The organism is Nonomuraea sp. SYSU D8015 (assembly GCF_008065375.1).
Lineage (GTDB): Bacteria > Actinomycetota > Actinomycetes > Streptosporangiales > Streptosporangiaceae > Nonomuraea.
The window spans coordinates 1055430-1081458 of sequence record NZ_VJYI01000002.1 but is presented as its reverse complement, the minus strand read 5'-3'; the positions used below and the strand labels follow the sequence as shown (position 1 = coordinate 1081458).

The 26029-nt window shown below is 70.6% G+C and carries 19 protein-coding genes; 7 read left to right on the top strand and 12 right to left on the bottom strand.

The features are described 5' to 3' along the window. Positions 1–7: 7 nt before the first annotated feature. Positions 8–1582: an IucA/IucC family protein gene (locus ID574_RS14550; RefSeq protein WP_188189311.1), complete on the bottom strand. Its 1575-nt coding sequence runs from the start codon at positions 1580–1582 to the stop codon at positions 8–10. 80 nt (positions 1583–1662) lie between these two features. Here ID574_RS14550 and ID574_RS14545 point away from each other — a divergent pair, with 80 nt between their 5' ends. Continuing rightward, positions 1663–3273, top strand: coding sequence for an IucA/IucC family protein (locus tag ID574_RS14545; protein ID WP_188189310.1), 1611 nt, complete (start codon positions 1663–1665; stop codon positions 3271–3273). A gap of 24 nt (positions 3274–3297) precedes the next feature. Here ID574_RS14545 and ID574_RS14540 read toward each other — a convergent pair whose 3' ends face one another. From ID574_RS14540 to ID574_RS14530, 3 genes are all read right to left on the bottom strand, one after another. Then, positions 3298–4401: a sialidase family protein gene (locus ID574_RS14540; protein WP_188189309.1), complete on the bottom strand. Its 1104-nt coding sequence runs from the start codon at positions 4399–4401 to the stop codon at positions 3298–3300. A 135-nt stretch (positions 4402–4536) separates the two neighbouring features. Continuing rightward, entirely contained in the window at positions 4537–5172 is a 636-nt protein-coding gene (locus tag ID574_RS14535) for a class F sortase (RefSeq protein ID WP_188189308.1), read from the bottom strand. Further along, positions 5169–5573: a hypothetical protein gene (locus ID574_RS14530; protein WP_188189307.1), complete on the bottom strand. Its 405-nt coding sequence runs from the start codon at positions 5571–5573 to the stop codon at positions 5169–5171. The genes ID574_RS14535 and ID574_RS14530 overlap by 4 nt, the downstream gene beginning before the upstream one ends. A 184-nt stretch (positions 5574–5757) precedes the next feature. Between ID574_RS14530 and ID574_RS14525 the strand changes: the two genes are divergently transcribed. Next, complete coding sequence (locus ID574_RS14525) at positions 5758–7164, top strand: dihydrolipoyl dehydrogenase family protein (RefSeq protein WP_188189306.1); 1407 nt, start codon at positions 5758–5760, stop codon at positions 7162–7164. Here ID574_RS14525 and ID574_RS14520 read toward each other — a convergent pair. The 4 genes from ID574_RS14520 to ID574_RS14505 form a co-directional block, all read right to left on the bottom strand. Continuing rightward, the gene (locus ID574_RS14520) at positions 7161–7610 is read right to left on the bottom strand and encodes an STAS domain-containing protein (protein WP_188189305.1); all 450 of its coding nucleotides are present in this window, start codon (positions 7608–7610) and stop codon (positions 7161–7163) included. The genes ID574_RS14525 and ID574_RS14520 overlap by 4 nt on opposite strands. A 75-nt stretch (positions 7611–7685) precedes the next feature. Further along, positions 7686–8195, bottom strand: a complete 510-nt coding sequence (locus ID574_RS14515) for a MarR family winged helix-turn-helix transcriptional regulator (protein WP_188189304.1) — start codon at positions 8193–8195, stop codon at positions 7686–7688. A gap of 266 nt (positions 8196–8461) precedes the next feature. Further along, the gene (locus ID574_RS14510; RefSeq protein ID WP_188189303.1) at positions 8462–9460 is read right to left on the bottom strand and encodes a hypothetical protein; all 999 of its coding nucleotides are present in this window, start codon (positions 9458–9460) and stop codon (positions 8462–8464) included. Further along, positions 9457–10665 (bottom strand): hypothetical protein, encoded by a 1209-nt coding sequence (locus tag ID574_RS14505; protein ID WP_188189302.1) that lies wholly within the window; start codon positions 10663–10665, stop codon positions 9457–9459. The genes ID574_RS14510 and ID574_RS14505 overlap by 4 nt, the downstream gene beginning before the upstream one ends. 271 nt (positions 10666–10936) lie before the next feature. On the opposite strand from ID574_RS14505, the gene ID574_RS14500 reads away from it, so the two are divergent. The 3 genes from ID574_RS14500 to ID574_RS14490 all read left to right on the top strand — a co-directional run bounded on the left by ID574_RS14500 (position 10937) and on the right by ID574_RS14490 (position 15556). Then, positions 10937–13087: a transglycosylase domain-containing protein gene (locus ID574_RS14500; RefSeq protein WP_188189301.1), complete on the top strand. Its 2151-nt coding sequence runs from the start codon at positions 10937–10939 to the stop codon at positions 13085–13087. Between the two features lie 227 nt (positions 13088–13314). Beyond that, entirely contained in the window at positions 13315–14286 is a 972-nt protein-coding gene (locus tag ID574_RS14495; RefSeq protein ID WP_188189300.1) for a LacI family DNA-binding transcriptional regulator, read from the top strand. A 10-nt stretch (positions 14287–14296) separates the two neighbouring features. Then, positions 14297–15556: a serine/threonine-protein kinase gene (locus ID574_RS14490; protein WP_188189299.1), complete on the top strand. Its 1260-nt coding sequence runs from the start codon at positions 14297–14299 to the stop codon at positions 15554–15556. 87 nt (positions 15557–15643) lie between these two features. Here the strand turns inward: ID574_RS14490 and ID574_RS14485 are convergent, their stop codons facing one another. Then, a complete protein-coding gene (locus tag ID574_RS14485; RefSeq protein ID WP_188189298.1) occupies positions 15644–17002 on the bottom strand; it encodes a glycoside hydrolase family 12 protein in 1359 nt (452 codons plus the stop codon). A 195-nt stretch (positions 17003–17197) separates the two neighbouring features. Here ID574_RS14485 and ID574_RS14480 point away from each other — a divergent pair, with 195 nt between their 5' ends. Together ID574_RS14480 and ID574_RS14475 are read left to right on the top strand one after the other, a co-directional pair. Beyond that, positions 17198–18250 carry a lytic polysaccharide monooxygenase gene (locus tag ID574_RS14480; RefSeq protein ID WP_188189297.1) on the top strand — a complete coding sequence of 351 codons (1053 nt, stop codon included), beginning with the start codon at positions 17198–17200 and terminating at the stop codon, positions 18248–18250. Further along, positions 18247–18771, top strand: coding sequence for a hypothetical protein (locus ID574_RS14475; RefSeq protein ID WP_188189296.1), 525 nt, complete (start codon positions 18247–18249; stop codon positions 18769–18771). Before ID574_RS14480 ends, ID574_RS14475 begins: the two co-directional genes overlap by 4 nt. Before the next feature lie 209 nt (positions 18772–18980). Here the strand turns inward: ID574_RS14475 and ID574_RS14470 are convergent, their stop codons facing one another. Genes ID574_RS14470 through ID574_RS14460 form a run of 3 tightly spaced genes read right to left on the bottom strand, consistent with a single transcriptional unit; the run spans position 18981 to position 25999 of the window. Beyond that, positions 18981–20549 (bottom strand): cellulase family glycosylhydrolase, encoded by a 1569-nt coding sequence (locus ID574_RS14470; RefSeq protein ID WP_188189295.1) that lies wholly within the window; start codon positions 20547–20549, stop codon positions 18981–18983. A 57-nt stretch (positions 20550–20606) separates the two neighbouring features. After that, on the bottom strand, positions 20607–23165 hold the full coding sequence (locus tag ID574_RS14465; RefSeq protein ID WP_188189576.1) for a glycoside hydrolase family 9 protein: 2559 nt from the start codon (positions 23163–23165) through the stop codon (positions 20607–20609). Continuing rightward, the gene (locus ID574_RS14460; RefSeq protein ID WP_188189294.1) at positions 23108–25999 is read right to left on the bottom strand and encodes a glycoside hydrolase family 48 protein; all 2892 of its coding nucleotides are present in this window, start codon (positions 25997–25999) and stop codon (positions 23108–23110) included. The genes ID574_RS14465 and ID574_RS14460 overlap by 58 nt, the downstream gene beginning before the upstream one ends. Between the last annotated feature and the right edge of the window lie 30 nt (positions 26000–26029).

Here is a 26029-nt window from a genome sequence, read left to right as displayed (position 1 = left end):
GAATAGCTTATGCCGTAAAGAGTCTCAACGGATTGGATACGGGGACGCACCGCATCGCCTCGCCGGCGGCGTCCGTCCAGCGCAGCAGGAGATTGGCCTTGGCCGGGACATGCGCATCGGAAAGCAGCGCCCGCAGCTCCGCCGGATCACCGTGATCCCGGCCGACGCCCTTGAACACGGTCCGCGCCCGCGCCCACAGCTCCTCCCGCAGCCGTGGATGGCGCCCGGCCACGGCTCCGGCGAGCTCGCAGAGATTGTTGGTCACCAGGCAGTAGACCAGCCGCTCCCAGCCGTAGGACCGGCTCACCACGCCCGCGCCCGACAGCTCGGGGTGCCGCTCGGCGAGGATCCTGACGCCCTCGTGGTCGCGGAAGAGCGCCTGGGCGGGGATGCCGTGCGCGTCCACCGCGACGAGCACGTTCTGCAGGTGGCATTCGAGCACGACCCCGTGGCGCAGGTACGCGTGCAGGACCGGCGGCACCACGTGCTCCAGGTAGCGCTCCCACCACAGCAGCGACCGGTCCTCGTCCAGCCCGTCGAGCGGGTTGCCGGGGAAGCCCTCGCTGATGCCCGCCGCCATCAGCGCCGTCAGCCCGGGGCGCACGTGCCGGCGCAGCCCGTCCCGTACGATCACCGCCAGGCCCTCGCCGCCGTCCCCGCCCAGCTCCGCGCTGCGGTAGCCGCGGTCGCGCAGCACGGCCGGCCTCGGGACGTGCTCGGGCAGGCCGTCGAAGGCCCCGTCCACCAGGTCGGCGACCGCGCCGAGCCGGTGCAGGTCGTGCAGCCACAGGCGGCGGACGTCGTTCGTGATCCGCACGTCCAGGCTGAACTTGCAGAACAGGTCCGCCTCGGGCAGGTAAACCGTGCGGACCGACGAGGTCGGCGCCGCGGTGGCGGTCGTGGCGCCCAGGTGGCGCAGGGGCCCGCCGCGCAGGCCGCCGAGGAGCTCCACCTGCCACGGGTGGGCGGGCAGCAGCGCCAGGCCGTCGCCCGGCGGCGGGCCGAGCCGGTCGAGCACGCTCGCGTCTCCCTCCTCCACCAGGACCTCCGCGGGCACGCCGAGCAGCGGCAGGGTGAAGCTCGCATGCGCTTCCGGCGAATACCGCAGCCACTCCTCCGGCCCCGCGCCGCCGCGAGCCTTGGGCGCCGGGTGGTAGCGGTGCCCGGCCACGAGGGCCTGCTCGGAACGCAGGAACGGGTCCGTCGGCGGCGTGGCGGTCCGCCTGGCGGCCAGCAGGGCGGCCGTGACGTCGCGGCTGTGGCGGATCTCGTCGGGCAGGGCGTCATTGGCCACCCCGGTGGCCGCGCGCAGCTCTGCCGAGGTGAGCGCGATGAGGTCGTCGAGCGGCAGCGGGCGCCAGCCGCCGGACGTGCGGAGTTCTGGGTCGGCCGGGAAGCGCTCGCCGCCCGCCCTCAGCACGTGGTCGGTCGCGGGCAGCACGAACGTCGCCGGGTCAGGGCCCGGATGGGCCACCTCGCGGAGGAGGCAGTTGAGCAGCGCGGTCACGGCCAGGGCCGTGGCGCCTACGCTCGCGTCCCGCTCCGGCCCGGAAGGCGGGAGGAGGCCGTCGGTGGATGCCATGGCGACCTGCTCCTACCGCTTTGTACCCATCGGTGCCCACAGGCTAGCTACCCAGGATGTTTATGGAAATAGTGGGAAATATGGGGCAAATGGAGGAGCACTTCGCGGCGGAGCTGGCCGCGGTCCGCCCCGGCCTGTCCGCCGCCTACCGCGCGGCCCTGCCGGGCGCCCGCGCCGCCGTGCTGGGCCGCCTGTGGCGCAGCCTCCTCTACGAGCCTCTCCCCGGCGTCGCCCCTTCCCCAGCCGGCGGGCAAGGGGCGGCTGACCCAGCGTCCGCCTCTCCGCCCGGGGGATGGGGACAGGCCGTGGTGGTGCTGGCCGATGGGCGGCGGCTGGTCGGGCGGGCGCGGCTGCCGTACGACCTCGGGGGCGAGCAGGCCCTGTGGCTGGACGGGCGGACATGGACGCACCCCGCCGGGCTCCTTGCCGCGCTCGGGCTCCCGGGCAGCGACCGGCTCGTCCACGACCTGGACAACAGCGTCGCCTCGCTGGCCCTGTCCCGCGCGAGCGCCGCCGCGCGACCGCATCCCGCCCCCACCACGCCCGAGGACCACGAGCAGAGCGTGGTGGACGGCCATCCCTACCACCCGTGCTGCCGCAACCGGCCGGGCGTCTCGGTGGCCGAGCAGCTGGCGTACATGCCGGAGCACCGCCCGGTCGTCGCCCTGGACCTGGTGGCGGTGCCCGCCGCCGAATGCCTGGTCTCGGGCCCGTGGCCGGCGTCCCTCGTCGACGGCGACCGGCTGCTCCTGCCCGTCCACCCCTGGCAGACCAGGCACGTGCTGACCGAGCTGGGCCTGCGGCCGTACGCGACGGGGGCGATCCCGGCGCGCCCCCTCATGGCCGTACGCACCCTCGCCCCCCTCGACGGCGGCCCGCATCTCAAGACGGCGTTCAGCACCCGGATGACCTCGGACGTCCGCGACATCTCGCCCGGCTCGGTCCGCGACTGCGTCATGCTGTCGGACCTGCTCACCGACCTGTCGGCGCGGCTCGGCGGCCGCCCACGCGTGGCCCGCTACCTGGCCGGGGCCGCCGCGGCGGTCAAGGGCGAGTTCAGCGCCGACCTGTCGGCGATGCTGCGCGAGCCGACGTCCGCCCTCGCCCCGGGCGGCGTGACCGTGCTGCCCGTCGCCGCGGTCACCCGCGAGATGGCCGGAGAGGACTCCGCGGAATGGCTGGCGGCGTTCGCCCGGCCGGCCCTCGCCGACGCCCTGGGCCTGTTGACGCTCGGCGCGGCGCTGGAGGCGCACGGCCAGAACCTGCTGATCGTGCTCGACGCCCGTGGCCGCCCGTCCCGCCTGATCTACCGTGACCTGGCCGACGTCAGGCTCAGCCCCGACAGGCTGGCCCGCAACGGGATCGAGGTCCCGCCGGTCAGCGCCAGGCTGCTCACCGACGACCCCCGCGTCCTGCACGCCAAGCTGTACGGCTCGCTCGTCGGCACCACGTTCGGCAGCCTGATCTCGCTCTTCTGCGAGGGTGACCGCGCCGCCGAGTCACGCCTGTGGGAGGTGGTGGCCGCCGCCGCGCGGGAGGCGTTCGACGCGCTGCCCGACGGCCCGGACGTACGGACGGACCGCGACGCCCTGTTCGGCCCGTCCATCACGGTGAAGGCGCACCTGGCCACCCAGCTGGAGGGCGCCCTGCCGGGCGACACCTGGACCCGGCTGCCCAACCCCCTCCACTGACGAAAGCCACCCAGCCCGGGCTCGTCACCCGGCCGCCAGCTCCGCGAGAGGGAGGCGGCGGAAGGCGATGCTCTCGTACGGGCCGAAGTCGCCGGTCTCGAACAACAGCCCCACCGTCTCCGCGTCCAGCCTGACCAGGTCGGAGTAGGCCGCGGGCAGCCCGGACACCGTGTGCGCCACGCGCCAGGTGACGCCGAGGTCGGAGCTGGCGCGCACGGTCATCAGCGCCCGCGCGTCCGGCGCCGCCGGCCCGGAGAACAGCAGCACGTCCGGCGCCGCGCACCACAGCACGCTGCCCTCCACCACCGGGCCGACCAGCCCGGCCTGCGGACGGAAGGGCAGCTCCAGCGTCTGACCGCCGTCGGCGGAGTAGGCGTCGGCCCGGGTGCCGGGAGCGGTGGAGTCGGTGCGGGTGTTGAAGTAGACGCGGCCGTCGGGCAGTTCGGTGGCCGTGGTCTCGTTGACGTTGACGTAGCCGTCGGGGGTGTCGTCGACGTAGCCGATGCGCCAGGTCTGGCCGCCGTCGTCGCTGAGCAGCGAGTGGCCGCCGTTGTACTTGCCCTCGGTCCCGTTGTCCTGGCCCGTCGGGGGCAGGGAGTGGTTGGCGGGGACCACGATGCGCCCGGCGTGCGAGCCCTGCCGCAGCTCGATCGCGTGGCCCGGCGTGGTGGCGTACCAGCGCCACTCCGGCCGCTTCACGGTGCTCGTGATCTCGCGCGGCGCCGACCAGGTGACTCCGTCGTCCTCGCTGACCTGGACGAACACCCGCCGCCCGTCCTCCGCGGCCACCTGGCCGCGCCTGATCTTGTCCTCGGTGGCCGACGGCCCCTGCCGCACGAACACCAGGACGATCCTGCCGTCGGACAGCGCCACCGGCGCCGGGTTGCCCGCGGTGCCGCGGCGCGGCTCGGTGGCGATCACCTGCAGGCCGCCCCATGTCCGCCCGCCGTCGGTTGATCGCTTGAGCACCAGGTCGATGTGGCCGGAGTCCCCGGCCGAGGCCCGCCGGCCCTCCGCGAACGCCAGCACGGTGCCCGCCCGGGTCATGACCACAGCGGGGATCCGGAACGTGTGGTAGCCATCGGTCGCCTGCCGGTACGGCACGGACGTGGGATAAGGATCCGCCATGCGGGAACGCTACGGGCCCGGGGTTAACGACGGCCTACGGCAGGCGTACGCGGAGACGAATGGGGCCGGCGGGACCCGCGGGCCAGAGTGTGCCGCCGAGGAGCGGGGGGTTCCTCGGCGGCACGGGGTGCCGGTTCAACTGGCGAACACGATCACGTTGTCGCGGTAGCTGCGGCGCTGCCGGTCGAACGTCCCGCCGCATGTGATCAGCCGGAGCTGGGCGTCCGCTCCGCCTGAGCCGTAGACCTCCTTGTCCGGGATCCGGTCCTTCGGGTAGCGGGCGAGCCGATTCACCACGAACGTCACCGACGTGCCGTCGGCGCGGTCGACGTGGACGCGGTCGCCCTTTCGGAGTTTGGGCAGGCGGTAGAACACCGCGGGGCCGGTGGTCGAGTCGACGTGGCCCGCGATCACTGCCACGCCGCGCTCGCCGGGCTCCGGTCCCGACTTGTTCCATCCCACCCGGTCGAAGCTCTCGGGCGCGATCAGCTTGCCCTTGGCGTCGAGCCGCAGCGGGATCACGCGGGTGGACAGGCCGATGGCGGGAATGTGCAGCCGTACGGGGCGCGCCACGTCGGCCCCTCGGGCGTCGGCGGCCCCGCCGGCCTGGGCGTCCGAGACGGGGCGCGTGTTCCCGCCCTCCGCTCCGGTCGGGTTCTCGTTCTGAACCGAGACCGGCGTCGCCTCGCGGGGCGCCGGCTCGGCGGCGCAGGCTCCGACCGCGACCAGGACGCCGGCAGCGGCGATCGCCAGGAGCGCGCGCACGGTCATGCGCCCGCGAAGAACGCGCGCCGCACCCAGTACGCACCGACGGCGAGCAGCCCCGCACCCGCCAGGCTCAGCGGCACCACGGGAACCGACCCGCCCTCGGCGTCGCCGCTCCCGGCGGTCCCGCCCATACCGGTGTCGACGCCGCCACGCGGAGCCCCACCGTCGTCGTCATCGTCGTCGTCCCGCGACGCCCCACCCACACCGGTGTCGACCCCACCACGCGGAGCCCCACCGTCGTCGTCATCGTCATCGTCGTCGTCCGAGTCGGTGGCGACGTGGACGGAGGCGGGGGTGATCGCCGTCTGTGCGCTTGCGCCGGTCGTCGCGAAGATCGCGCCCGTCCCACTCAGCCCGAGCGCGACCGCGATCGTGAGCAGGATCCGCTTTGATGCCTGACCCATCTGAAGTCTCCTCCTGACGTCCTCCGCGGCCTCTCCGCGGCTGACCTCAGGCTCTCGACCAGGCGTTGGGCCACCATGAGCACGAGATGAAAGCTCTCTCACCGCCGACCGGCCCCCGTGCGATGTGCTCGGCACCTTCGCGTGAAAGAGTTCTTGTCATCGACAAGTGCTTGGGGAGGCTGGGGTGACTGACGAGTTCGACGTCATTGTGATCGGGGGCGGTCCCGCCGGCGAGAACGTCGTGGACCGTGCGGTGCGCGGCGGCCTGACCGCGGCCCTCGTCGAGGAGCGACTGGCCGGCGGCGAGTGCTCCTACTGGGCGTGCGTGCCGAGCAAGGCGTTGCTGCGGCCGATCGACCTGGCGGGCGAGGTCGCCCGGGTCCCGGGGCTCTCGCTCCAGGAGATCGACGTGGCGGCCGTGCTGGCCCGCCGCGACGAGGCCGTCGGAAACTACGACGACGCCGGGCAGGTGCGGTGGATCGAAGGCGTGCCGGCCGAGTTCGTACGCGGTCACGGGCGGCTCGACGGCCCCAAGAGGGTGCACGTCACCACGGTCGACGGCGGCGAGCGGGTGCTGACCGCCAGGCATGCCGTCGTGCTGGCCACCGGCAGCACCGCGGCGGTGCCGCCGGTGCCGGGCCTGGCCGAGGCGAACCCGTGGACCAGCCACGAGGTGACGGCGGCCACCGAGATCCCCGAGCGGCTGGCCGTGCTCGGCGGCGGCGTGGTGGCCTGCGAGATGGCGCAGGCCATGCACGGGCTCGGCGCCCGCCAGACCACTCTGCTGGTACGCGGCGGCGGGCTGCTGAGCAGGATGGAGCCGTTCGCGGGCGAGCTGGTCGCCGAGTCGTTCGCCGAGGCGGGGATCGAGGTGCGCACCCGTACCGACGTGGCCTCGGTGGAGCGGCCCGAGCCCGGGGGGAAGGTGACGGTGCACCTGGCCGAGGGCCCGCCGGTGGAGGCCGACGAGGTGCTGGTGGCCACCGGCCGCCGGCCCGCCACACGCGACGTGGGGCTCAGTTCGGTGGGCCTGCCCGACGGCGGCTACGTCGAGGTGGACGACAGCATGCGGGCCACCGCGATCCCCGGCGGCTGGCTCTACGCCGTGGGCGACGTCAACGGGCGGAACCTGCTCACGCACATGGGCAAGTACCAGGCCAGGGTCTGCGGTGACGTGATCGCCGCGATGGCGCGCGGTGACGAGCTGCCCGCGATGCGCGACCTCGCCGACGGCTACGGCGCGCCGCAGGTGGTCTTCACCGACCCGCAGGTGTGCGCGGTCGGCCGCACCGAGGCGGCGGCCAGGGAAGAGGGCTTCCGGGTACGCGTGGTGGACTACGACATGGGCTCGGTGACCGGGGCGTACCTGCTGGGCGACGGCTACCGGGGCCGGGCCAGGGCCGTCGTGGACGAGGACAGGAAGGTGCTGCTGGGCGTCACGTTCGTGGGCCCGGGGGTGGCCGAGCTGTTGCACGCCGCCACGATCGCGGTCACCGCGGAGGTTCCTCTGGAGCGGCTGTGGCATGCCGTGCCGTCGTTCCCGACGGTCAGCGAGGTGTGGCTTCGTCTGCTGGAGACGTACGGGCTCTAGCGTCGTCCCCCGCGCCGGCAATGGTCGGCCGCGACCTTGCGCCTGCCCGCGTGCACCACGACGGGTGGGGAGGTCGGCGCGGGGCTACGATCTCCCCCCGACTGCAGCATCAGCTCCGCCACGGTCTCCTCGACGCTGTCGCGCAGCTCCACGTGTGACAGCAGGTCCGTCAGCCGCAACACGGACAGCAGATGATCGGACGGACGAACCAGGATGATCCGTCCGCCGCGCTGCTCCTCCATCCGTTGCATCACCATCGCCAGCACGCCGATGACCGAGGAGTCGTAGAACTCCAGGTCGGCGAGGTCGAACACGAGGACTGGCCCTTCCGACCAGTCCCACACGGCGTTGATGCAGGCGCTGAACCGGACCCGCCCCGCATGGTCGAGTTCGCCGCTGGCGTGTATGACCGTGCATTGGAGATATCGGGTCGTCTCGATTCGCAAGCCGCTCCTGCTCACGAATGACCCCTGCCCTCAGAACGGCGTTTTCACCGGTGATCGACGTTTTTCCCCGGTTTATTAAGCATCGCGTTCTGGCGGGTTACCGAGCGGGCCGCCGAGCAGCTTACGAAAGATCGCGACGAGCGTCTCGGTGTCCTCGGGAGTGAGCGGGGCGGCGAGGCGGGCGAGGTTAGCGGCGTGCTCGGTGAGCGCGTCGTCCACGACCCGCCGGCCCTCGTCGGTCAGCCGGACGCGGAAGCTGCGCCGGTCGGCCGGGTCGAGGCTGCGCTCGACCAGCCCGGCCGCCTCCAGCCGATCCAGCCGGTTGGTCATGCCGGCCCTGGACATCATCAGCACCGCGGACAGCTCGGAGGGGATCAAGGTGTACGGCGGCCCGGCCCGGCGTAGCGCGGCCAGCACGTCGAACTCGCCCTGCCGCAGCCCATGCCTGGTGAACACCCGGTCGACCTGCGGCTCCAGCAGCCGCATGACCTGGGCGAGCCGCCCGAAGACGCCCATGGACGACAGGTCCAGATCGGGCCGCTCCCGCCGCCACTGCTCAAGGATCCCGTCGATGGCGTCACCCATGCCCCGATCTTATTCGGCCTGAGATAGTTCAAGCCCGTACGAGTCCGGCCCGGCACCCGCACCGTGCGGGGCGGTGTGGTCGGGTGGGTTCTGGTACCGCGCCGTCCCACCCATGGCGCCCGCACGCAACGCTTCGCCCGTGCGTGCATGGCAGCGCGAGCCCGGCGGGCAGCGCCGCCGTGCGATGGCGGACGGCGAGGTCCCGCCGGTCCCCGGCGCCGGATCGGTCGCGGGCCCCCGCAATGGCGCAGTGCCCGTGGGGGTGGTCAGTGGGAGGTGCCGGACTCCAGGGTGGGGATGACGCCCGGGACCGGCGACATGATGACCAGGAGCGGGGAGCGGGCGGGGCTCGGCGGCTCCAGTTCGGTGATGTTGCCGTGCACCCGCTGCTTGGGCCGCCCCGTGTTCCCGTCCCTGACGCTGAGGATCCGCTCCACGGACGGCGCCGCCAGGCGGAAGGCCTTCTTGGTGGCGTGCCGGATCCAGCGCAGTTCGCTGGCCATCCGCCGCCATGACGCCGGGATGACGGCGGCCGGCTCCGCCCGGGTGCCCAACCGGAGCGTGATCCGCTCGCCCGACCCGAACGTGTCGGGCAGCACCGGATTGACCACGAACATCCCGGAGCGCAGCAACCGCACCCCCTGCCGGTTGAGGTTGGCCAGCCCGCCCGCGCTGATCAGCGAGTACAGCTCGCACCGGCACCCGTCGAGCGTGTCCGGGTCGTAGTCGACCGCGGGCGGCTCCTCGAAAATAATCTTGTCGATCCGCAGCCCCGCCGCGCCGTCCGGCATGACGCGCCCGGCCACGGCCCGGCGCACCTCGTCGCAGACGCCGTCGCCCTCCATGATGTCGAGCGCCTCGACGGAGATCAGCCCGTCGTCGGGGATCTCCTCGGCCGGCAGGTCGAACGCCACGTGGGCGTGCGCCCGGCGGCCGCGCAGCAGAACGCACTGGCGCAGCCGTCCCTGGGAGCGGATCTGGACCAGCCGCGGCAGCGAGCTCGGCGGGCCGGTCGTGCCGGTGTGCCAGCCGCTGACCGACAGCTCGTCGACCGACACCGTCATCTGGACCCGCAGCGGGCGGCCCTGCGCGGCGATCTTGAAACCGGCCAGCCCCGAGGTCTCGAACCTGCCCACGATCTGCCTGCCGCGGTGCAGCCGGTCGGTCACCTGCAGCGCGGCGAGCTGGCCGCTGAGCACGTGTGCGGGCGGTATGGCGGGAAGGATCACCTGGTCGAGTTCGGTGGCGGATCCTGAGCTGCTCATCGAGTGCTCCTCGCGGGGGTGAGTGTGGTCGACAGCCCTGCCGGGTAGCGGAAGTCGAAACGGGTGAGCAGGGGTTCACGCCGTTCCCACATGCGGTGGACGGAGAGGAAGAGGGGGTCGCCGTCGCGCTCCACGTACCGCAGGTTGACGGCCAGCACGCGCGCGTAGTCGGCGCCGTGCGCCCAGTGCGGCAGGAGCTGGGTGGGCACGTCGGCGCCGCAGCGGCGCAGCCACAGCCACAGGCGGGCCCGCTCGCGCTGTTCGGGGCCGAGGATGGTGTCGCCCTTGGCGTGCCTGCCGACGGCCTCCTCCAGCAGCCCGCGGAGGTCGGGCGCGCTGCGGGCGACGTGCGTGGCCCCGCAGTCGCGGCCCTCCGACCAGCCGGCCTGGATGACGGGGATGCCGAAGGCGGGCAGGTCGCTGTCGCCGAACGCGACGCCGACGTCGGCCAGGCTCCACAGGATGTTCGTGGACAGGGTGTCGCCCACGTGCTTCATCCGGCTGTGGCCGCCCGCGACGGGGTCGAGGAACAGCCAGTTCGCCGACTCGTCCCTCGAGGCGAACTCGGCCGCTGTCTCGAACAGCTCCGTGTCGTCGCCGGGCACGTGCCCGAGCACGACGATCGTCGGCAGGCCGGGGTCGAGCCCCAGGCGGGCGCAGCCGTAGCTGCGCAGCTGGCGCCGCTCGGTGTCCGTGCGGACCTGGTAGCCGGCCTTCGTCTGCCAGGCCACCCGTTCGGCGCTGGGCCTGATCACGTCCCTGTTGGGCCAGACGTGCTGCTCGAAGAAGGAGGCGACCCGGGCGGGCAGCTCGTCCTGGAAGGAACAGGGCCCGTCGTCGGGGAAGAGCGTGTACGCCTGCAGCGTCCCCTCGCCGTAGACGTGCACGACCGGGATGTCCCGTGGCACGCTGCGGTCGACCCGTCCGGTGACCAGCGCGACCGGCGGCGTCTCAGGGTGGAGATCGCGGGCGGCGCCGAAGACCTCGGCCAGCTGCCGCACCTCCGGGTCGCCCAGCACGACCAGCCGCGCCGAGGCCGCCCCGCAGACGGCCTTCGCGGCCAGGAGCGTACGCACCACGACCCTGATGTCCTGGTCGAACGCCTCCGCCACGACGCACCTGTCACCGCCGGGGTTCTCCGCCCAATGAACGCGGGCGGCGCGGAGCAGACGATCGAAGTGCTCGCCATCCCCGACACGACGCATGAGACCCTCCACCAGGCCAGGAAGAAATGCCCTGGTAGACGTTGCCAGAACGGCGGAGCGCGCCTCGCCCGCCGACACGCTTCTTTGCCGACGCCTGGCCGAACCGAGGACAACCGCGCCACACGATCACTAGATGTGCCGGAAATCACCGCATCCGAGCGAACAAACCTGCCCTGGGGAGGGTCCAAGGTTTTACATGGAGCACGCCTTGGGCGGGTTTAGGATGCACCCTATTGCCACGATCAGGAGGAATTTTCGCATGGCTTCCCGTATGTCGAGTATCGCGCGCCTGGCCGCGGCCGCGACAGCGGCGGGAGTGGTGGCCGCCGCCATCGCACTGCCCGCGGTCGGAGGTACCGGAGCGATGTTCGTCTCGGCATCGGAGGAGCTCGGCATCAAACCCGAGGAGCTCAAGGAGCCCCCGCTGGCGGAGCGGACCACCGTGCTCGACGCCGAGGGCAACGAGATCGCGTGGTTCTACGAGGAGTACCGCGAGAACGTCAAGCTCCAGGACGTGGCCGAGGTCATGAAAACGGCCATCATCTCCATCGAGGACTACCGCTTCTACGAGCACGGCGCGATCGACATCGAGGGCACCATCCGGGCCCTCGCCAAGAACCTGAGCACGGGCGGCATCTCCCAGGGCGGCTCGTCCATCACCCAGCAGTACGTCAAGCAGGTGCTGCTCAACTCGGCGACCACCGACAAGGAGCGCAACGCCGCACTCGAGGCCAGCTACGCGCGCAAGCTCAGGGAGCTGCGCTACGCGATGGCGGTCGAGGAGAAGTACACCAAGGACCAGATCCTGGAGAAATACCTCAACATCGCCTACTTCGGCGCCAGCGCGTACGGGGTCGAAGCGGCGGCCAAGCGCTTCTTCGGAGTTCCCGCATCTCAGCTGAATCTCGCCCAGGCGGCCACCCTGGCCGGCGCCGTGCAGGACCCGAACGCGACGGACCCCAACCTGGGCAAGGAGCAGCGCGACCGGCTGTTGAAGCGGCGCAACGTGGTGCTCGACCGGATGGCCGAGCTGAAGAAGATCACTCCTGAGCAGGCCGAAGAGGCCAAGAAGACGAAGCTCGGCTACAAGGGCACCGACATCCCGGGTGGTTGCGGGTCCAGCAAGTATCCGTACTTCTGCCTGTACGTCCGCTACGAGATCCTCAGCAACAAGGACTTCGGCAAGACCCCCGTGGCCAGGGAGCAGTTCCTCGACCGGGGCGGCCTGACGATCCAGACCACGCTCGACCCGAAGATGCAGAAGGCCGCCGAGCAGGCGATCAAGAAGCACGTGTTCGCCTCGGACAACCCGGTCGCCTCGGAGGCGCTGGTGGAGCCCGGCACGGGAGCGATCAAGGCCATGGCCGCCAGCCGCAAGTACGGCCAGAAGAAGCGCAAGAACGAGATGTCCTACAACGTCGTCGCCGACGCGGTGCACGGCGGCGGGACCGGCTTCCAGGCCGGGTCGACGTTCAAGACGTTCACGCTGCTCACCGCACTCAAGCAGGGCATGAAGATCAACGACGGACTCTCCGTCGGCAGCGGCTTCCGCGCCCCCTATTACTCCTCGTTCAAGAACTGCAAGGGCGAGAACATCGGCGACCCCAGCCACACCGTCACCAACGACGAAGGCGGCGGCGGCTTCAAGTCGCTGGCGACCGGCACCTGGGACTCGGTGAACACCTTCTTCATGGCGCTGGAGCAGAAGGTGGGCCTGTGCAATGTGGTCAAGACGGCCCAGTCACTCGGGATCAAGCGGTCCGATGGCCTGGACCTGCAGGAATACTCCACCTTCACGCTCGGCATCAACGAGATGGATCCGGTGACCGTCGCCAACGCCTACGCCGCGATCGGCGCGCGTGGCAAGTACTGCGCCCCCATGGTCATCACCAAGATCACCGACCGCACCGGCAAGGCGACGAACTACAAGCCCAAGTGCAAGCAGGCGCTGGATCCCGAGGTCGCGGACGCGGCGGCGGACATCCTGTCCGGCGTGTTCACCAAGGGCACGATGAGCCGCGTGGGCGGCATCGGCAGGCCAGCCGCCGGCAAGACCGGCACCACGGACTCGCAGGCCACGGCCTGGTTCGCCGGGTTCACCCCCGACCTGGCGGGGGCGGTCAGCATCGGGGACCCGCGCGGCGCGCAGAAGTACAAGCTCAACGGCGTCACCATCGGCGGGCGCTACTACGCCAACGTCTTCGGCGCCTCGATTCCCGGGCCGATCTGGAAGGACACCATGATCGCCGCCCTGAAGGGCGTCCCACCCACGGACTTCACGCCGGTGAACACCGCCCGCTTCGGCGGCTGCGGTCAGAACTGCCGGCCCGTGCAGCCGCGGGTCGAGGAGCCGGAGGCGGACTCCGGCGAGGAGCCGGAGGACCCGGTCTCGATCGGCATCGGCGACGGGTTCGACGACTGATCGGTAAGAGGGGTTTTCAAAACCGTCGCGATACGACAAAACGGACATGGAAATATGGCGGTGATCGTCACTCTGCACAAAAACCTCTGAGGGTTACCAACGCCACTAGCTCCGCAAATTCGGAGTGCGTCCGTACAACGGGACGCACTCCTTGCAAAGACCCTATTAACAGCGGCGAAACATTGGTAACGTGGGAGCGCTCCCAGGATCTTTCCGCGAGGTGCTCCATGACCGAGCAGCCCACACTGGCACAGGTGGCGGCCGCTGCAGGGGTTTCCCCCGCGACCGCATCAAGAGTCCTCACGGGCTCGGTGCGGGTCAGTACCTCGACCCGCCGCCAAGTCTACGACGCCGTCTCCCGCATGGGATACGTCCGACACCGGGCGCCCAGGGGAACAGCCGCCAAAACCACGGCCGACGGCGTCACGGCAGTGATCTGCGACCACCTTCCCCGTCTGTTCTCCGAGCCCTACTACGCCAGGCTCCTGTCCGCCGCAGGAGCCGTGATCGCCGAGCACAGCACTCACCTGATGGTGACGACCGTGACCCCCACGTCCTCCACCCTTCCGGCACTGTCCGGCGCGGTGCTGATCATCGGCGCGCGCGAGCGCCACCCCTTGGCGATCAAACTGTCCACCTCGGGCGTCCCGGTCCGCAACATCGGCCGCCCGCCCCACGACCTCAAACTCCCGTACGCCGACGTCGACAACCTCGACGGCGGCCGTCAGGCGGCCGAGCACTTCCTCCTGACCGGCCGCCGTAACGTGGCCGCCATCGGCGGCCCGCCGTCCCTGCCCGCCGCCCGCGACCGGCTGGACGGGCTGGTCCGGACCCTGCAGGCGGCCGGCGCGCCGGACGTTCCGGTGGCCTACGGCGACTTCACCGCCGCCTCCGGCACCCACGCCATGCAGTGGCTGTTACGCCATGCCCCAGGGCTGGACGCCGTGTTCGTCGCCTCGGACCTGATGGCGGCGGGCGCGATCCAGGCGCTGCGCAGGGCCGGGCGCAAGGTCCCCGCGGACGTCGCGGTGATCGGGTTCGACGACGCCCCGGTCGCCAAGCACACGGTCCCCGCGCTGACCACGATCCGCCAGCCCGTCGAGGAGCTCGCCACGGTCGCCACGCGGCTGCTTCTGACAGGAGCCGCGGGGATCGATCCCGTCCTCCCCACGGAACTGGTCATCCGTGAGTCGGCTTGAGCCTGGGGATGTGCTGGCCCGGCGGTACCTGCTGCTGGATCCGCTGGCCAGAGGAGGCATGTCGGTCATTTGGCGTGCCTTCGACCAGTCACTGCACCGGATGATCGCGGTCAAGGTGCTCACCGCGTCGCTGCACGCCGACCAGGGCGAGCGGGTCAGCGTACGCAGCGAGGCCCGCGCCGCCGCCAGGTTCATCCATCCCGACTCCATCGAGATCTACGACTACGGTGAGACCGTCACCACGAGCGGCGGCGTCGCGGCCTACGTCGTGATGCCCCTGCTCGACGGCACACCACTGGCCGAACGCATCGAGGCGGGCCCGCTGCCGTGGACCGAGGCTGCGTCCATCGCGCTGCGGCTGGCGCGCGTCCTCATGGCCGGGCACGCCCGCGGTCTCGTCCACCGCGACGTCACGGCCGAGAACGTGCTGCTCACGGCGGACGGGCCCAAGCTGCTCGACTTCGGCATCGCGGCCTGGGCGGGCGACCCGGAGGACGACCGGGGCACCCCGCCCTACGTCGCCCCCGAGCGCCTGCTCGGCGCGCCGACCCATCCCGCGGTCGACGTCTACGCCCTGGGCGTGCTGCTGCACACCATGCTCACGGGCCGGAGGCCGTACCCGGAGACCACGTGGGAGGAGATCGAGGCGGCCCGCCGAACCTCGCCTCCGCCGCGGGTCCAAGGAGTGCCGCACGCCGTCGCCTCGCTCTGCCAGCGTTGTCTGGCGCACCGGCCGGAGGAGCGGCCCACGGCGGCGGACGTCGTCGCCGAGCTCACCTCCGCGCTGAGCGCGGCGACCCTGGGACGACACGTCAGGCGTGGCCTGACGGTCGCGGGGTCCGCCGCGATCGCACTCTCGGCGCTGCTGTGGTTCCAGCAGACGGGGCTCCAGCAATTGGGGCTCCGGCAGCAGGTGGAGCAGGCGGTGGCGGCGCCGTCGCCGATGGAGACGCCCACGGCTCGCTACATCGAGAGCCCGCCGTCCGCGGTGAGCACGTCCGCGGTGAGCACGGTGGAGCAGGCCGTGGACGGCTTCACGACCGCGCTGAGGGCCAGGACGCCGTGCGGTGCGACGGACGCGGACGTGGTGCTGGACCTCCAGCAGGTCCTGCAGGCGACCGTGACGTCGCAGGTCCCGTACCCGTCCACGACGGCCAACGTGCGCCAGAAGCTCTCCGATCGCATGCGGGAGGGGCGGCTGGAGCCGGCCTGCAAGAGCGAGCTGGAGGCCAGGCTGGACGACATCGAGGCCGCGCTCGGGCGCGACTGACGGAATGGACGGAGGGGTACGGCAGCACCAGCCGTACCCCTCCCAACGCGCGACGCGTACCCCTCGCAAAGCACGCCCGCGCGGGCTTCACTCGCAGGTGTAACCGCTGGGCACCTGCGTGTTCCCGTTCGGCCTGCTCGCCTGGAAGCCGAAGGTCGTCGAGCCGTTCGGCGCCAGGGCGCCGTTGTGGCCGAGGCTCCTGGCCGTGACCGTGGAGCCGCTGACGGTGAGGCTCGCGTTCCACGAGCCGGTGATCGCGTGCCCGGCCGGCAGCGTGAACGTCACCGTCCAGCCGTTCCTGGCCGAGGTCCGGGTGTTGGTCACGGTCACCGGCTGGATGACGTAGCCGTTGCTCCAGGAGCCCTGGGTGGTCGCGGTGGCGGTGCATCCTCCGCCGCCCCCGCCGGGCTGGGTGGTCACGGTGACGGCGGCCGACTCCGGGGAGAGGTTGCCCGCGGCGTCCCTGGCCCGCACCCGGTAGCGGTAGGTGGTGGCGGGGCTGAGGCCGGTGTCGGTGAAGGACGTCGTGGCGCTGCTGCCGACCACGGTGAAGGAGTCGCCGGTCGCGCGCAGGACGTCGTAGCCGGTCACGCCCACGTTGTCGGTGGAGGCGCCCCACGACAGGGTGGTGCCGGTCGCGGTGGTGCCCGCGGCGGTCGGCGTGCCCGGCGTGGTCGGCGGCGTGGTGTCGGTGCCGCCGCTCGACGAGCCGAAGGAGAAGGAGCCGACCGCGAGGCCGGCGCCGCCGATCCAGGGCTCGAAGCCGGCCTGCACGCTGGTCATGTACCAGGACCGCTGCGCGTAGCCGCGGCTGACGGCGTCGGCGTAGAAGGTGTTGATCGTGAAGTCGAGCGAGGTCGTGGGCGAGGTGCGCACGTAGGAGATCACGTTCCAGCCGGTGTTGCCAAACCAGACCTCCCAGGTGCCGCCGGCCAGGGCCACGGTGCCGACCCGGGAGCCGATCGGCTGGATGGAGCCCTGCCTGTTGAGCCAGATCATGAGCTCGGCGCCGGTGTTCTGCCCGTCGGTGCGCGGCGTGGGGTCGAACCAGATGTCGTAGGCGGCGTTGTAGGTGCCCGAGCCCGGATACGTCATGCTCATGCTGCTTCGCAGCGCGCCGAACCCGGCCGCACTGGCCTGCATGGGCAGGTTGCTGCCGGTGCTGCAGGTGGCGTAATGGCACCCGGCGTAGATCGCCGGGTACGCGGCCGGAGGCCCGTTGGTCGGCTTGTTGTGCGCGGCCTGGGTGACCGTGAAGCCGCCGCTCTGATTGACGTCGATGCACTGAGCGGTGTCGGCGCCCCAGACGTTGTTCATCACGACGTAGCGGCCGCTCTGGATGGTCGTGGAGGCGTATTTGTCGCACAGCACGGGTGCCGCCTGTGCGGGCGTGGCGACCAGGCACGTGGCGAATAACGCGATCACACAGATGTAGGCGTACCTCATGGGCGGCTCGCTCCTCGGAACCAGGTTGACTGCTGGGAGCGCTCCCAATAGTGCCATCAACGGCCGCCACGACCAAGATCGTCTGAAAGTTTCACCGCGCGTTGTCGTGGGCGCGCGCCCCGTGATTCAATGCGGTCGGCCGGGCGGGCTGGGTCATGGGCAGGTTTCCTCTGTCGTCAGCACAAGGGAATCCCCATGAAGTTATTCAAGTCGGCGGCGATCACCGCCGTCATGGTCCTCATCACCACTGCCTTGATGGTGCCCACGCAGGCGCAGGCGCACGGGGTGTCGATGTTCCCCGGCAGCCGCACGTTCCTGTGCTGGCAGGACGGCCTGCGCGACAACGGCCAGATCATCCCCTACAACCCCGCGTGCGCGGCCGCCGTCCAGCAGAGTGGCACGACCCCCCTCTACAACTGGTTCGCCGTGCTGCGCTCCGACGGCGCCGGCCGGACCTCCGGATTCATCCCCGACGGGCAGATCTGCAGCGGCGGAACCGGTGGGCCCTACGACTTCTCGGCATACAACGCGGTCCGCTCCGACTGGCCGCTCACCCACTTGACCGCGGGCCGCACCATCCAGATGCGGCACAGCAACTGGGCCAAGCACCCCGGCTCGTTCAACTACTACATCACCAAGAACGGCTGGAACCCGAACGCGCCGCTGAAGTGGTCGGACCTGGAGCCGTTCGGCAGCGTCACGAACCCGCCGGACACCGGCCCCGCCGGCGCGCTCAACTACTACTACTGGAACGCGACGCTCCCGTCCGGCAAGACCGGCCGGCACATCATCTTCACGCACTGGATCCGCTCCGACAGCAACGAGAACTTCTACAGCTGCTCCGACGTCGTCTTCGACGGCGGCAACGGCGAGGTCACCGGCGTCGGCCCGGGCGGCAGCCAGTCGCCTGATCCGACGATCACGCCGACCACTCAGCCGGGCGCCTGCACGGCGACGTGGAAGGCCACCGACACCGGCTGGGCCGGCCACTTCCAGGGTGAGGTGACCGTGCGCAACACCGGCAGCAGCGCGCTGAACGGCTGGTCGGTGAAGTGGACCTACAGCGGCGGGCAGGGCTTCGAGGGCGCGCCGTGGAACGGCGTGCTGACCGGGCAGCCGCCCAACGTGACGGTCACGAACGCCTCCTACAACGGGCAGGTGGCGCCGAACGGCACGACCACGTTCGGCTTCAACGCCACCGGCTCGGTTCCGAACCCGCCGCCCACCCTGACCTGCACCAGCCCGTGATCAGAACGCGTCGCGGGCTAGTCGCGGCGATCGTCACCCTGGCCAGCCTGACCCTGGCCGGGGTGATGTTTTTCGCCGCCAGGCAGCCGTCGGACCAGCTGAAGGAAGAGCTCGCCGCGCAGGTGACCAAGATCCTCGAGGAATCCTCGCCGGACGAGCACCACGCCCACGGGCACGGCTTCGAGTCGCGGGTCGTCTGCGCCGTGGAGCCGTTCGGGACCGAGCCCGCCGACGCCACCTCCCTCGTGGAGGTGACCTGGGTGTACGCGCGTCACCTGTGCGCGATCACCGGCGACAGCACCGAGTGGGCGGAGTCGGTGCGGGCCTCGGGACCGATCGCCGTCAAGATCAGCATCCCGCCCCAGGTCAGGGTGCCCGAGCCGGGAGCGGGCTACCCGGACCGGGTCAGGAACCTCATCCCCGCGCGCTACCACGAGCAGGCGTTCCAGGAGGAGTTCGACGACGAGGCGGCCATCGACGCCGCCCGCCAGAGGTTCGCCCAGGTGAATCAGGCCAAATGACGGGACGCGGCCGAATGATGTGGAATCGGCCGCGTCCGTCCCATCCGGGCGGGGATTGTGTCCGTCAGGCCCAGACAACCCAGACAAACGGACGCGGCCGACTGGAGGAATCGGCCGCGTCCGTCCCATCCGGGCGGGGATGGTGTTCATCGGGCAGGGATATGAAGTTGTGGCCTCACCTCCTCATACGCAGCGGACGTCAGGAGTGTTCAGTTCGCGCACGCGTAGCCGGAGGGAAGTGACGTGTCGCCGTTCGCCCGACTGGCCTGGAACCCGAAGCCTGTGCCGGCATTGGGCGCCAGCGTGCCGTTGTAGCTGAGATTCTTGGCCGTCACGGTCTGGCCGCTGACCGTCACCGCGGCGTTCCAGTAGCCGACGATCGTGTGCCCGGCAGGCAGCGTGAAGGTCACCGTCCAGCTGTTCTTGGTCGTGGAGCTGGTGTTGGTCACGTTCACCCCGGCCACGTAGCCGGTGCTCCACTGGCTCTGGGCGCTGCCCGCGGCGGTGCAACCGCCACCCGCGAGCGTGGTGAACGACACCGCCGGCGACAGGGCCGACTGGTTGCCCGCCGCGTCCCTGGCCCGCACGCGCACCTGGTACGTCCTCGCCGGCGACAGCCCGGTCAGCGTGATCGAGTTGGTCGCCGTGGAACCGAGCGACGTGCCGTCCGAGTCGAGGACGTCGTAGCCGGTGACGCCCACGTTGTCGGTGGAGGCCGCCCAGGTCAGGGTGGCTCCGGACGCCGTGACGTTCGAGGCGGCCGGGGTGCCCGGCGTGCTCGGCGGGGTCGGGTCGCTGGTCCCGCCGCCGTAGATCGACGCCTCCTTGGCGGTGGCCGCGATGCCGTTGGCCCCGTTGAACAGCCGCTGTCCCCAGGGGGTCAGCTGGTTGACGTCGAAGTTGGTGACCTGGTCGAGGTATTCGACGCCGCCGCTGTTCCCGCTCCACGACCAGCCGAGGTAGCCGATGCCGCGGCTCACGGCCTGCGCCATGATCGTGTCCTCGTCGGGGTTGCCGTCGGAGTGGTTGTGCCCGAACTCGCCCACGACCAGAGGCAGCCCGGCCGTCCTGAACGCGTCCATGTACGCGGTGACCTCCGCGGCCGTGTCGAAGACGCCGTACATGTGCACGGAGAAGATCGTGTTCTTGTCGGGGTCGCTGTCGAAGACCACCCGCGCGTTGTCGCGCATCGTGAACTGCCAGTCCTGCCCCCAGTTCGGCGCGTCGACCATCAGCGCGTGGTCGAAGCCGTTGTCGCGGAGCCTCTGGATGGCGGCCGTGGTGCGAGCGGCCCAGCCCGGGGTGACGGCGTTGTTGCCGATGGGCTCGTTGCCGATGTTGACGATGATGTAGTCCTCCTGGCCGACCAGGGCGGACTTGACGCTGATCCAGTAGTCGACCGCCTGGTCGAGGGTGTAGGCGCCGCTCTGCTCGCCGTACCCGGTGGTGTCGTGGTTCTCCAGGACGCAGATGAGCTTGTTCTGCTTGCACAGGGAGACGACGTTCTGCACGTCGGCGACGCCGTTGGCGGTCCAGCGGCCGCCGCTGAGCACGACGCGCACGGTGTTGGCCTTGAGCGACTTGATGTCGGCGAACGCCTTGGTCTGGCCGGTGTACCAGGTGTGCGCGTGGCTGGTGCCGCGCATGACGAACTCCTGGCCGTCGCGTTCCAGGATCTTCGTACCACTGACGTGGATGCCGACGGCGGCGTGGGCCGGGTCGGCGGGCGCGACGAGGAGGGCCAGGAGGCAGGTCAGCGCGGTCAACACTGATCTCATGGAGTGCCTTTCCCTGAGGTGGGAGAACCCGCCCCCGAGGCGGGGACGGGTTCTCGCTCAGGCGGGGGTGCAGGTGACGGGGTCGGGGGTGGTGGGGGTGCCGTTGGCGATGAAGCCGAACGTGGTGGTCGCGCCGGCGGCGAGCGCGCCGTTGTAGCTCTCGTTCCTGACCGAGACGCTGGAGCCGGTCTGAGTGTGCTTGCCGCCCCAGAGCTGCGTGATCGTGCTCTGCGAGGTCCAGGCGACCGTCCAGCCGCTGATCGCCGAGGTGCTCGTGTTCTTGACCGTCACCTCGGCCTGGAACGCCCCGCCCCAGGAACTCGTCACCTTGTACGCGGCCGTGCAGCCGCCCGGGGGCGGCGGCTCGTCCGTCGTGGTGAACGTGGTGCCGTCCGAGGGCGCCGAGGTGTTGCCCGCCGCGTCCCTGGCCACCACGGTGGCGGTGTAGGACGTGGCAGGGGTGAGACCGCTCAGGTCGAAGGAGGCGTTCGTGGCCGTGCCCACCTTGGCGGACCCCAGGTAGACGTCATAGCCGGTCACGCCCACGTTGTCCGTGGAGGCCGACCAGCTGAGCCTGGCGGTGGAGCCCGTGATCGCGGAGACCGCGGGCCTGCCGGGCTTGCTGGGCGCAGTGTCGTCCTCTTCCTCCGGTCCCGGCGGCTCACCCCAGATCTTGGTGGCGCCGCTGTAGAGGGTGATGTTGCCCGTACGGACCGGCGTGGCGCCGGGCGTGGTCGGGATGTTCCGGTACGACCAGTCGTTGGCCGGGTCCCACGTCCCGGAGCTGCTGATCCTGAACTGCACCTCCCTGCGGTGCTGGGACTGCCCGGCCGGGGCGATGGCCTGCCCGGAGCAGCCGATGTTGACGTAGTAGGTGCTGCCGCCCGCCGGGTGCAGCGTCGGCGCCTTGCACTGCGTATACGCCGACGACACGCTGATCTGCGAGGCCGTCGTCGAGCCGTCGAGCGTGAAGTAGTAGCGGAACGAGCCGTCGGACAGCACCCTGGCGGGCCAGGCCGACTGGTTGCGGACGATGGCCTTGATCTCGGTGAAGTTCGTCCCCGAGGCGTTCACCCCGGCCTCGACGAAGATCTCGGGCCCGTCCGGGGTCTCGGCGGGCGGGAAGTTCGCCGCCGGGGCTCCGCCGTACTCCTTGTAGAGCCTGGCCAGCGCGCTGGTGAAGCCGGCGTTGTAGTCGGTGGCGACCTCGTTCATGACGTAGTCGTCGCGCTTGTCGGTGTAGGCGTCGTTCGGGTCGGGCGGGCCGCCGACGAGCGCGCCGTACAGGGTGTGGCGGGTCTGCTCGGGGTTGGTGATCTGGTCGGTCCACGAGCCGTGCGCCGTGCGGTGATGCGGGTTCTTCGGCGGGTTGGCGCCGAAGCCGATCACGTACGACGAGTTGCGCGGGTTGTCGCCGAGCGCGTAGTTGATCTGCCGGACCGCGAAGTCGTGGTAGCGGGCCTTGCGCGTGGCGTCGCTGATCGAGTCGCTGTGAACGAGCGCCGCGAACGCGGTGTTGGCCGCGTACCGCAGCGAGCCCCACCGATCGAGCACGGCCTGCCCGCCCGGCGAGTATCTGACCTGGGAGCCGTTGACGCCGACCGTCCACCAGTCGAGCCAGCGGTTGGCGTCGTCGAGGTAGCGCTGCTTGCCGGTCAGCTTGTGCAGGAGCACGTACGCGCCGTAGGACTTGTCGTCCCAGGCGATGGTCCATTTGTACGATTTCGTGGTGGTCTGCGGCTCGTTGCCGAGGTTGTCGTAACCGGTCTCGGCCTTGGCCAGGTAGGAGGCGTCGTTCGTGGCCCGGTAGAGCCAGATCGCGCCCCACACCAGCTCGTCGTTGAAGCCGCTCCAGGAGTTGTAGTAGCCCTGCGCGTCGGTGATGCACTCGCTGTACTTCTTCCTGACGGTGTCGGCGAAGGAGTACAGCTGCTTGGCGTGCGTCACCAGCGTGTCGGCATATGTCGGGTTCGTCGGGCGGAAGACGATCGAGGAGGCCGCCATCGCCGCCGCCGTCTCCCCCGCCAGGTCCGACCCGCCGCAGGACGCGTCGATCTTGTACGCGGGCCGCGTCATCGGCATGGCCTCGGCCGGACCCCACCAGGCGTGGTCCGTGCCGCCGTTGCCGACCTGCCCGTAGAGCACGTTCGGCGACGGGTGCGCCTTGATGAAGTAGTCGTTGACGAACTTGAGGTTGTTGAGCAGGTGGGTGAGCTGCCCCGAGGACGCGTAGGCGTCGCGGTACTCGACCGCGCCCCAGGCCAGCATGGTGGCGGAGAACGCCATCGGGAAGCCGAACTTGACGTGGTCGCCCGCGTCGTACCAGCCGCCCGTGAGGTCGACTCCGACGTCCTTGCCGTCGTTCATGCCCGAGTCGCCGCGCCAGGAGACGCGGTTCCAGCTGGGCAGATCGCCCGACTGCTGGGCCTCGTAGAACCACAGCGACTTCTGCAACGCCTCGCCGTAGGCGAAGGTCGGCGCGGCGGAGGCGGGGGCCGCCGGCCCTGCCACCACAAGGGGCAGGGCCAGCGACACCGCGGCGATGAGTGCTGCCTTTCTCACGGGAAGAGCCGCCCGTACTCGGCGAGCGCGACGGCCACGTCGACCTGCGCCCAGAACCGGTGGTAGTTGAAGGTCGGGACCGGGCCGGTGCCCTTCAGATAGGCGTCGACCTCCGCCCAGTCGGGGTCGTCCTTGTAGAAGGACCTGATCGAGATGAACGTGGAGTTGGAGTCGATGGTGTCGCCGTTCGGCATCTTGCCGGTCCAGCCCGGCGGCACGTAGACCGGGTCGTCGATGCGGTTGTAGTCCGCCTTGGTCTCCGGCACCGAGACGCCCTTGGTGTCACGGTTCTTCCAGACGCCGTCGAGCAGCGCCTTGGCCGTGTCCCTGGCCTCGGCGTGGTTCGCCCTGGCCGCGTAGTACATCAGGACCTTGGCGTACGCGCCGGCCACGCCCACGTCCTGCGTGTAGTCCACGATGCTCACGCGCAGGCCGGGGTTGGCGGGCGGCATGCCGGTGGTGGCGTTGAAGTCACCGGCCGGCTGGCCGGTCCACCGGAGCGTGGACGGGATCCGGTAGCTGCCGTCGGCGTTGATCGTGGTGTTGTCCAGCGCCCACGTCACCCACTTGTCGAGGATGGCCTTGGCGTCGGCGTTGCCGGTGACGTTGTAGAGCTCCGCCACCCGCTCCATCGTCCACGCCTGGAAGCCGAACCACTGGTTCGACGGCGGGTCGTGGTAGACGGGCTGCCAGTCGTAGGTCATGCCGTGGAACTTCGGCAGGCCGCTCGGCGGCGTGGCGTAGTGGCCCTCCCAGCTGTTGGTCGCGCCACCGGCGATGGCGCCCTCGTTCGACTGCAGCCACTTGTAGAACTGCAGCTGGCGGGTCAGGCTGGTGCTCCAGTCGGCCGCGCCGGTCGCGCTCTTGGGCTTGAGCTCGGCCACGTTCGCCAGGGCCCAGGCCGCGAACGGGTTCTGGTAGCCGGAGTGGTTGTGGCTGGAGCCGATGCGCCAGGCCCATCCGGCGCTGGTGTCGGTCGCGCCGCCCCAGGCGTAGTACCAGTTCAGCAGGTACGCGGCAGAGTCCTTGCCGGTGCCCGCCGGGCAGGACGGGCTCGTGCAACCCGGCTTCTTGAAGTACTTGTCGTACATCGCGTAACGCAGGTAGTCGCCCATCTTGGCGGCCTTGGCCACCGTCGCGGAGATGTCGCCGGCCTTGTTCTGCGCCTTGGCCCAGGTCAGCGCCCAGTAAGCGGCCTGGACGGCACGCGCGTCGGCGTCGGGGGCGTTGGTGTACTTCCACTGCTTGGCGTAGGAGCTGTCCTTGATGAACAGGTCCAGGAAGCCGTTCCGCCCGCCGTGGGCGAAGGTGTCGCAGGACGGCTGCGGGATCGTCTCGAAGACCGACTCCTCCGGGCCGCGCTGGTAGGTGTTGATGTAGGCGGGCTTGGTGGTGCCGTCGCCGCAGCGGCCGAAGCCGTAGGTGTTGTCGACGTCGAGCAGCCAGTGCATGCCGTAGATGTCGCGGGTGCCGTACGCGCTCTGCAGCTCGGCGGCCAGCGGATCCGCGCCCACGGTGACGCCGGAGTCCATCTGGGACGGGTAGTTGCTGATCTGCAGGTGCTCGGGCGCGTACGTCGCCGGCTTCGACGGGTTGTAGAAGGAGTTCGTCGGCTGGTCGGCGGTGGACGGGATGATGTACTTCTCCATCGAGGCCCACGCGTTGTTGAACTTCGACCAGTCGCCGGTGATCCGCCCGTAGGCCGCCTCCAGCCACAGGTAGTAGCTGTAGGCCTCCGAGGTGGTCTCGTGCCCGTGGTCCGGCGCCTCGACCAAGAAGGTCTCGACCGAGTGGTACGGCACGCCCTCGGGCGAGAAGTAGCCGTTGGCCGGGTCGTGGAGCTCGTTGTAGAGCTCGACGAAGCGCTGGATGTACGGGTTGTCGCCGCCCACGTCGTTGTCGGCCTCGGTGGCGGTGACGTCCACGGGGTCGTAGCCGGTGGCGCTCACCCTGATCACCGCCGAGCCGGCCGTGTTGTCACTGTCGTTGGCCGCGTCCAGCCGGACCTCCTGCGCGGTGTTCCAGGTGGACGGCGTGAACGTCCTGGTCGGGTTGGCGACCGTGATGTCGGCGTCGCCGCTGGCCCGGGCGATGTTGACGGTCACGTTCGACGAGGGCGCCTGCGAGAGCTTCACCGTGAAGCTCGCGTTCCCCTCCTCCGGCACGGACAGGCTCGTCGGGCTCACCACGAGCGCGGGGCCCGTGTTCGGGGAGACCGTGATCCCGACGGGGGCCGAGGTCGTGGTCGCGCCGCCGTTGTCGGTGGCCCGCGCGGTGATCGAGTAGCTGCCCGCCGCCACGTTCTGCCAGTTGTAGCTGTACGGCGCCTGGGTGTCGGTGCCCAGCAGCGTGGTGCCCTGGTAGAAGTCGACCTTGGAGATCGTGCCGTCGGAGTCGGCCGCGTTGGCCGTGATCGGCACGGTCGCCGGGGCGGTGAACGTCTGGCCCGCGGTCGGCGAGGTCAGCGACACGGTGGGCGGGGTGTTCTGGCCGCCGCAGGTGACGCCGTTGACGCTGAACGAGGTCGGGCTCGGGTTGCTGCCGGTCCAGGTGCCCTGGAAGCCGATGTTCGTGGAGGCCCCGGTGCCGAGGTTGCCGTTCCACGACATGTTCGTGCCGGTCATCCGGGTGCCGGACTGGGTCCAGTTCGCGCCCCAGCCGGTCGGGGTGTACCTCTGGCCGGTGGTCGGGAAGTCGAAGGCCAGCGTCCATGACCTGATCGGGTCGCCGGTGTTCTTCAGCGTGATGCTGGCGGTGAAGCCGCCCTGGCCGGAGCCGGTGTTCCACTGGTTGGCGGCGTACGTCACCTCACACGAGACCGCGGCCTGGGCCGGACCGGCCGCCACGGCCGTGGTCGCACCCGCCACGAGGACGAGCGTCGTGGCCACGGCGAGACGCCTCGATAAGCGGGAGAGGAG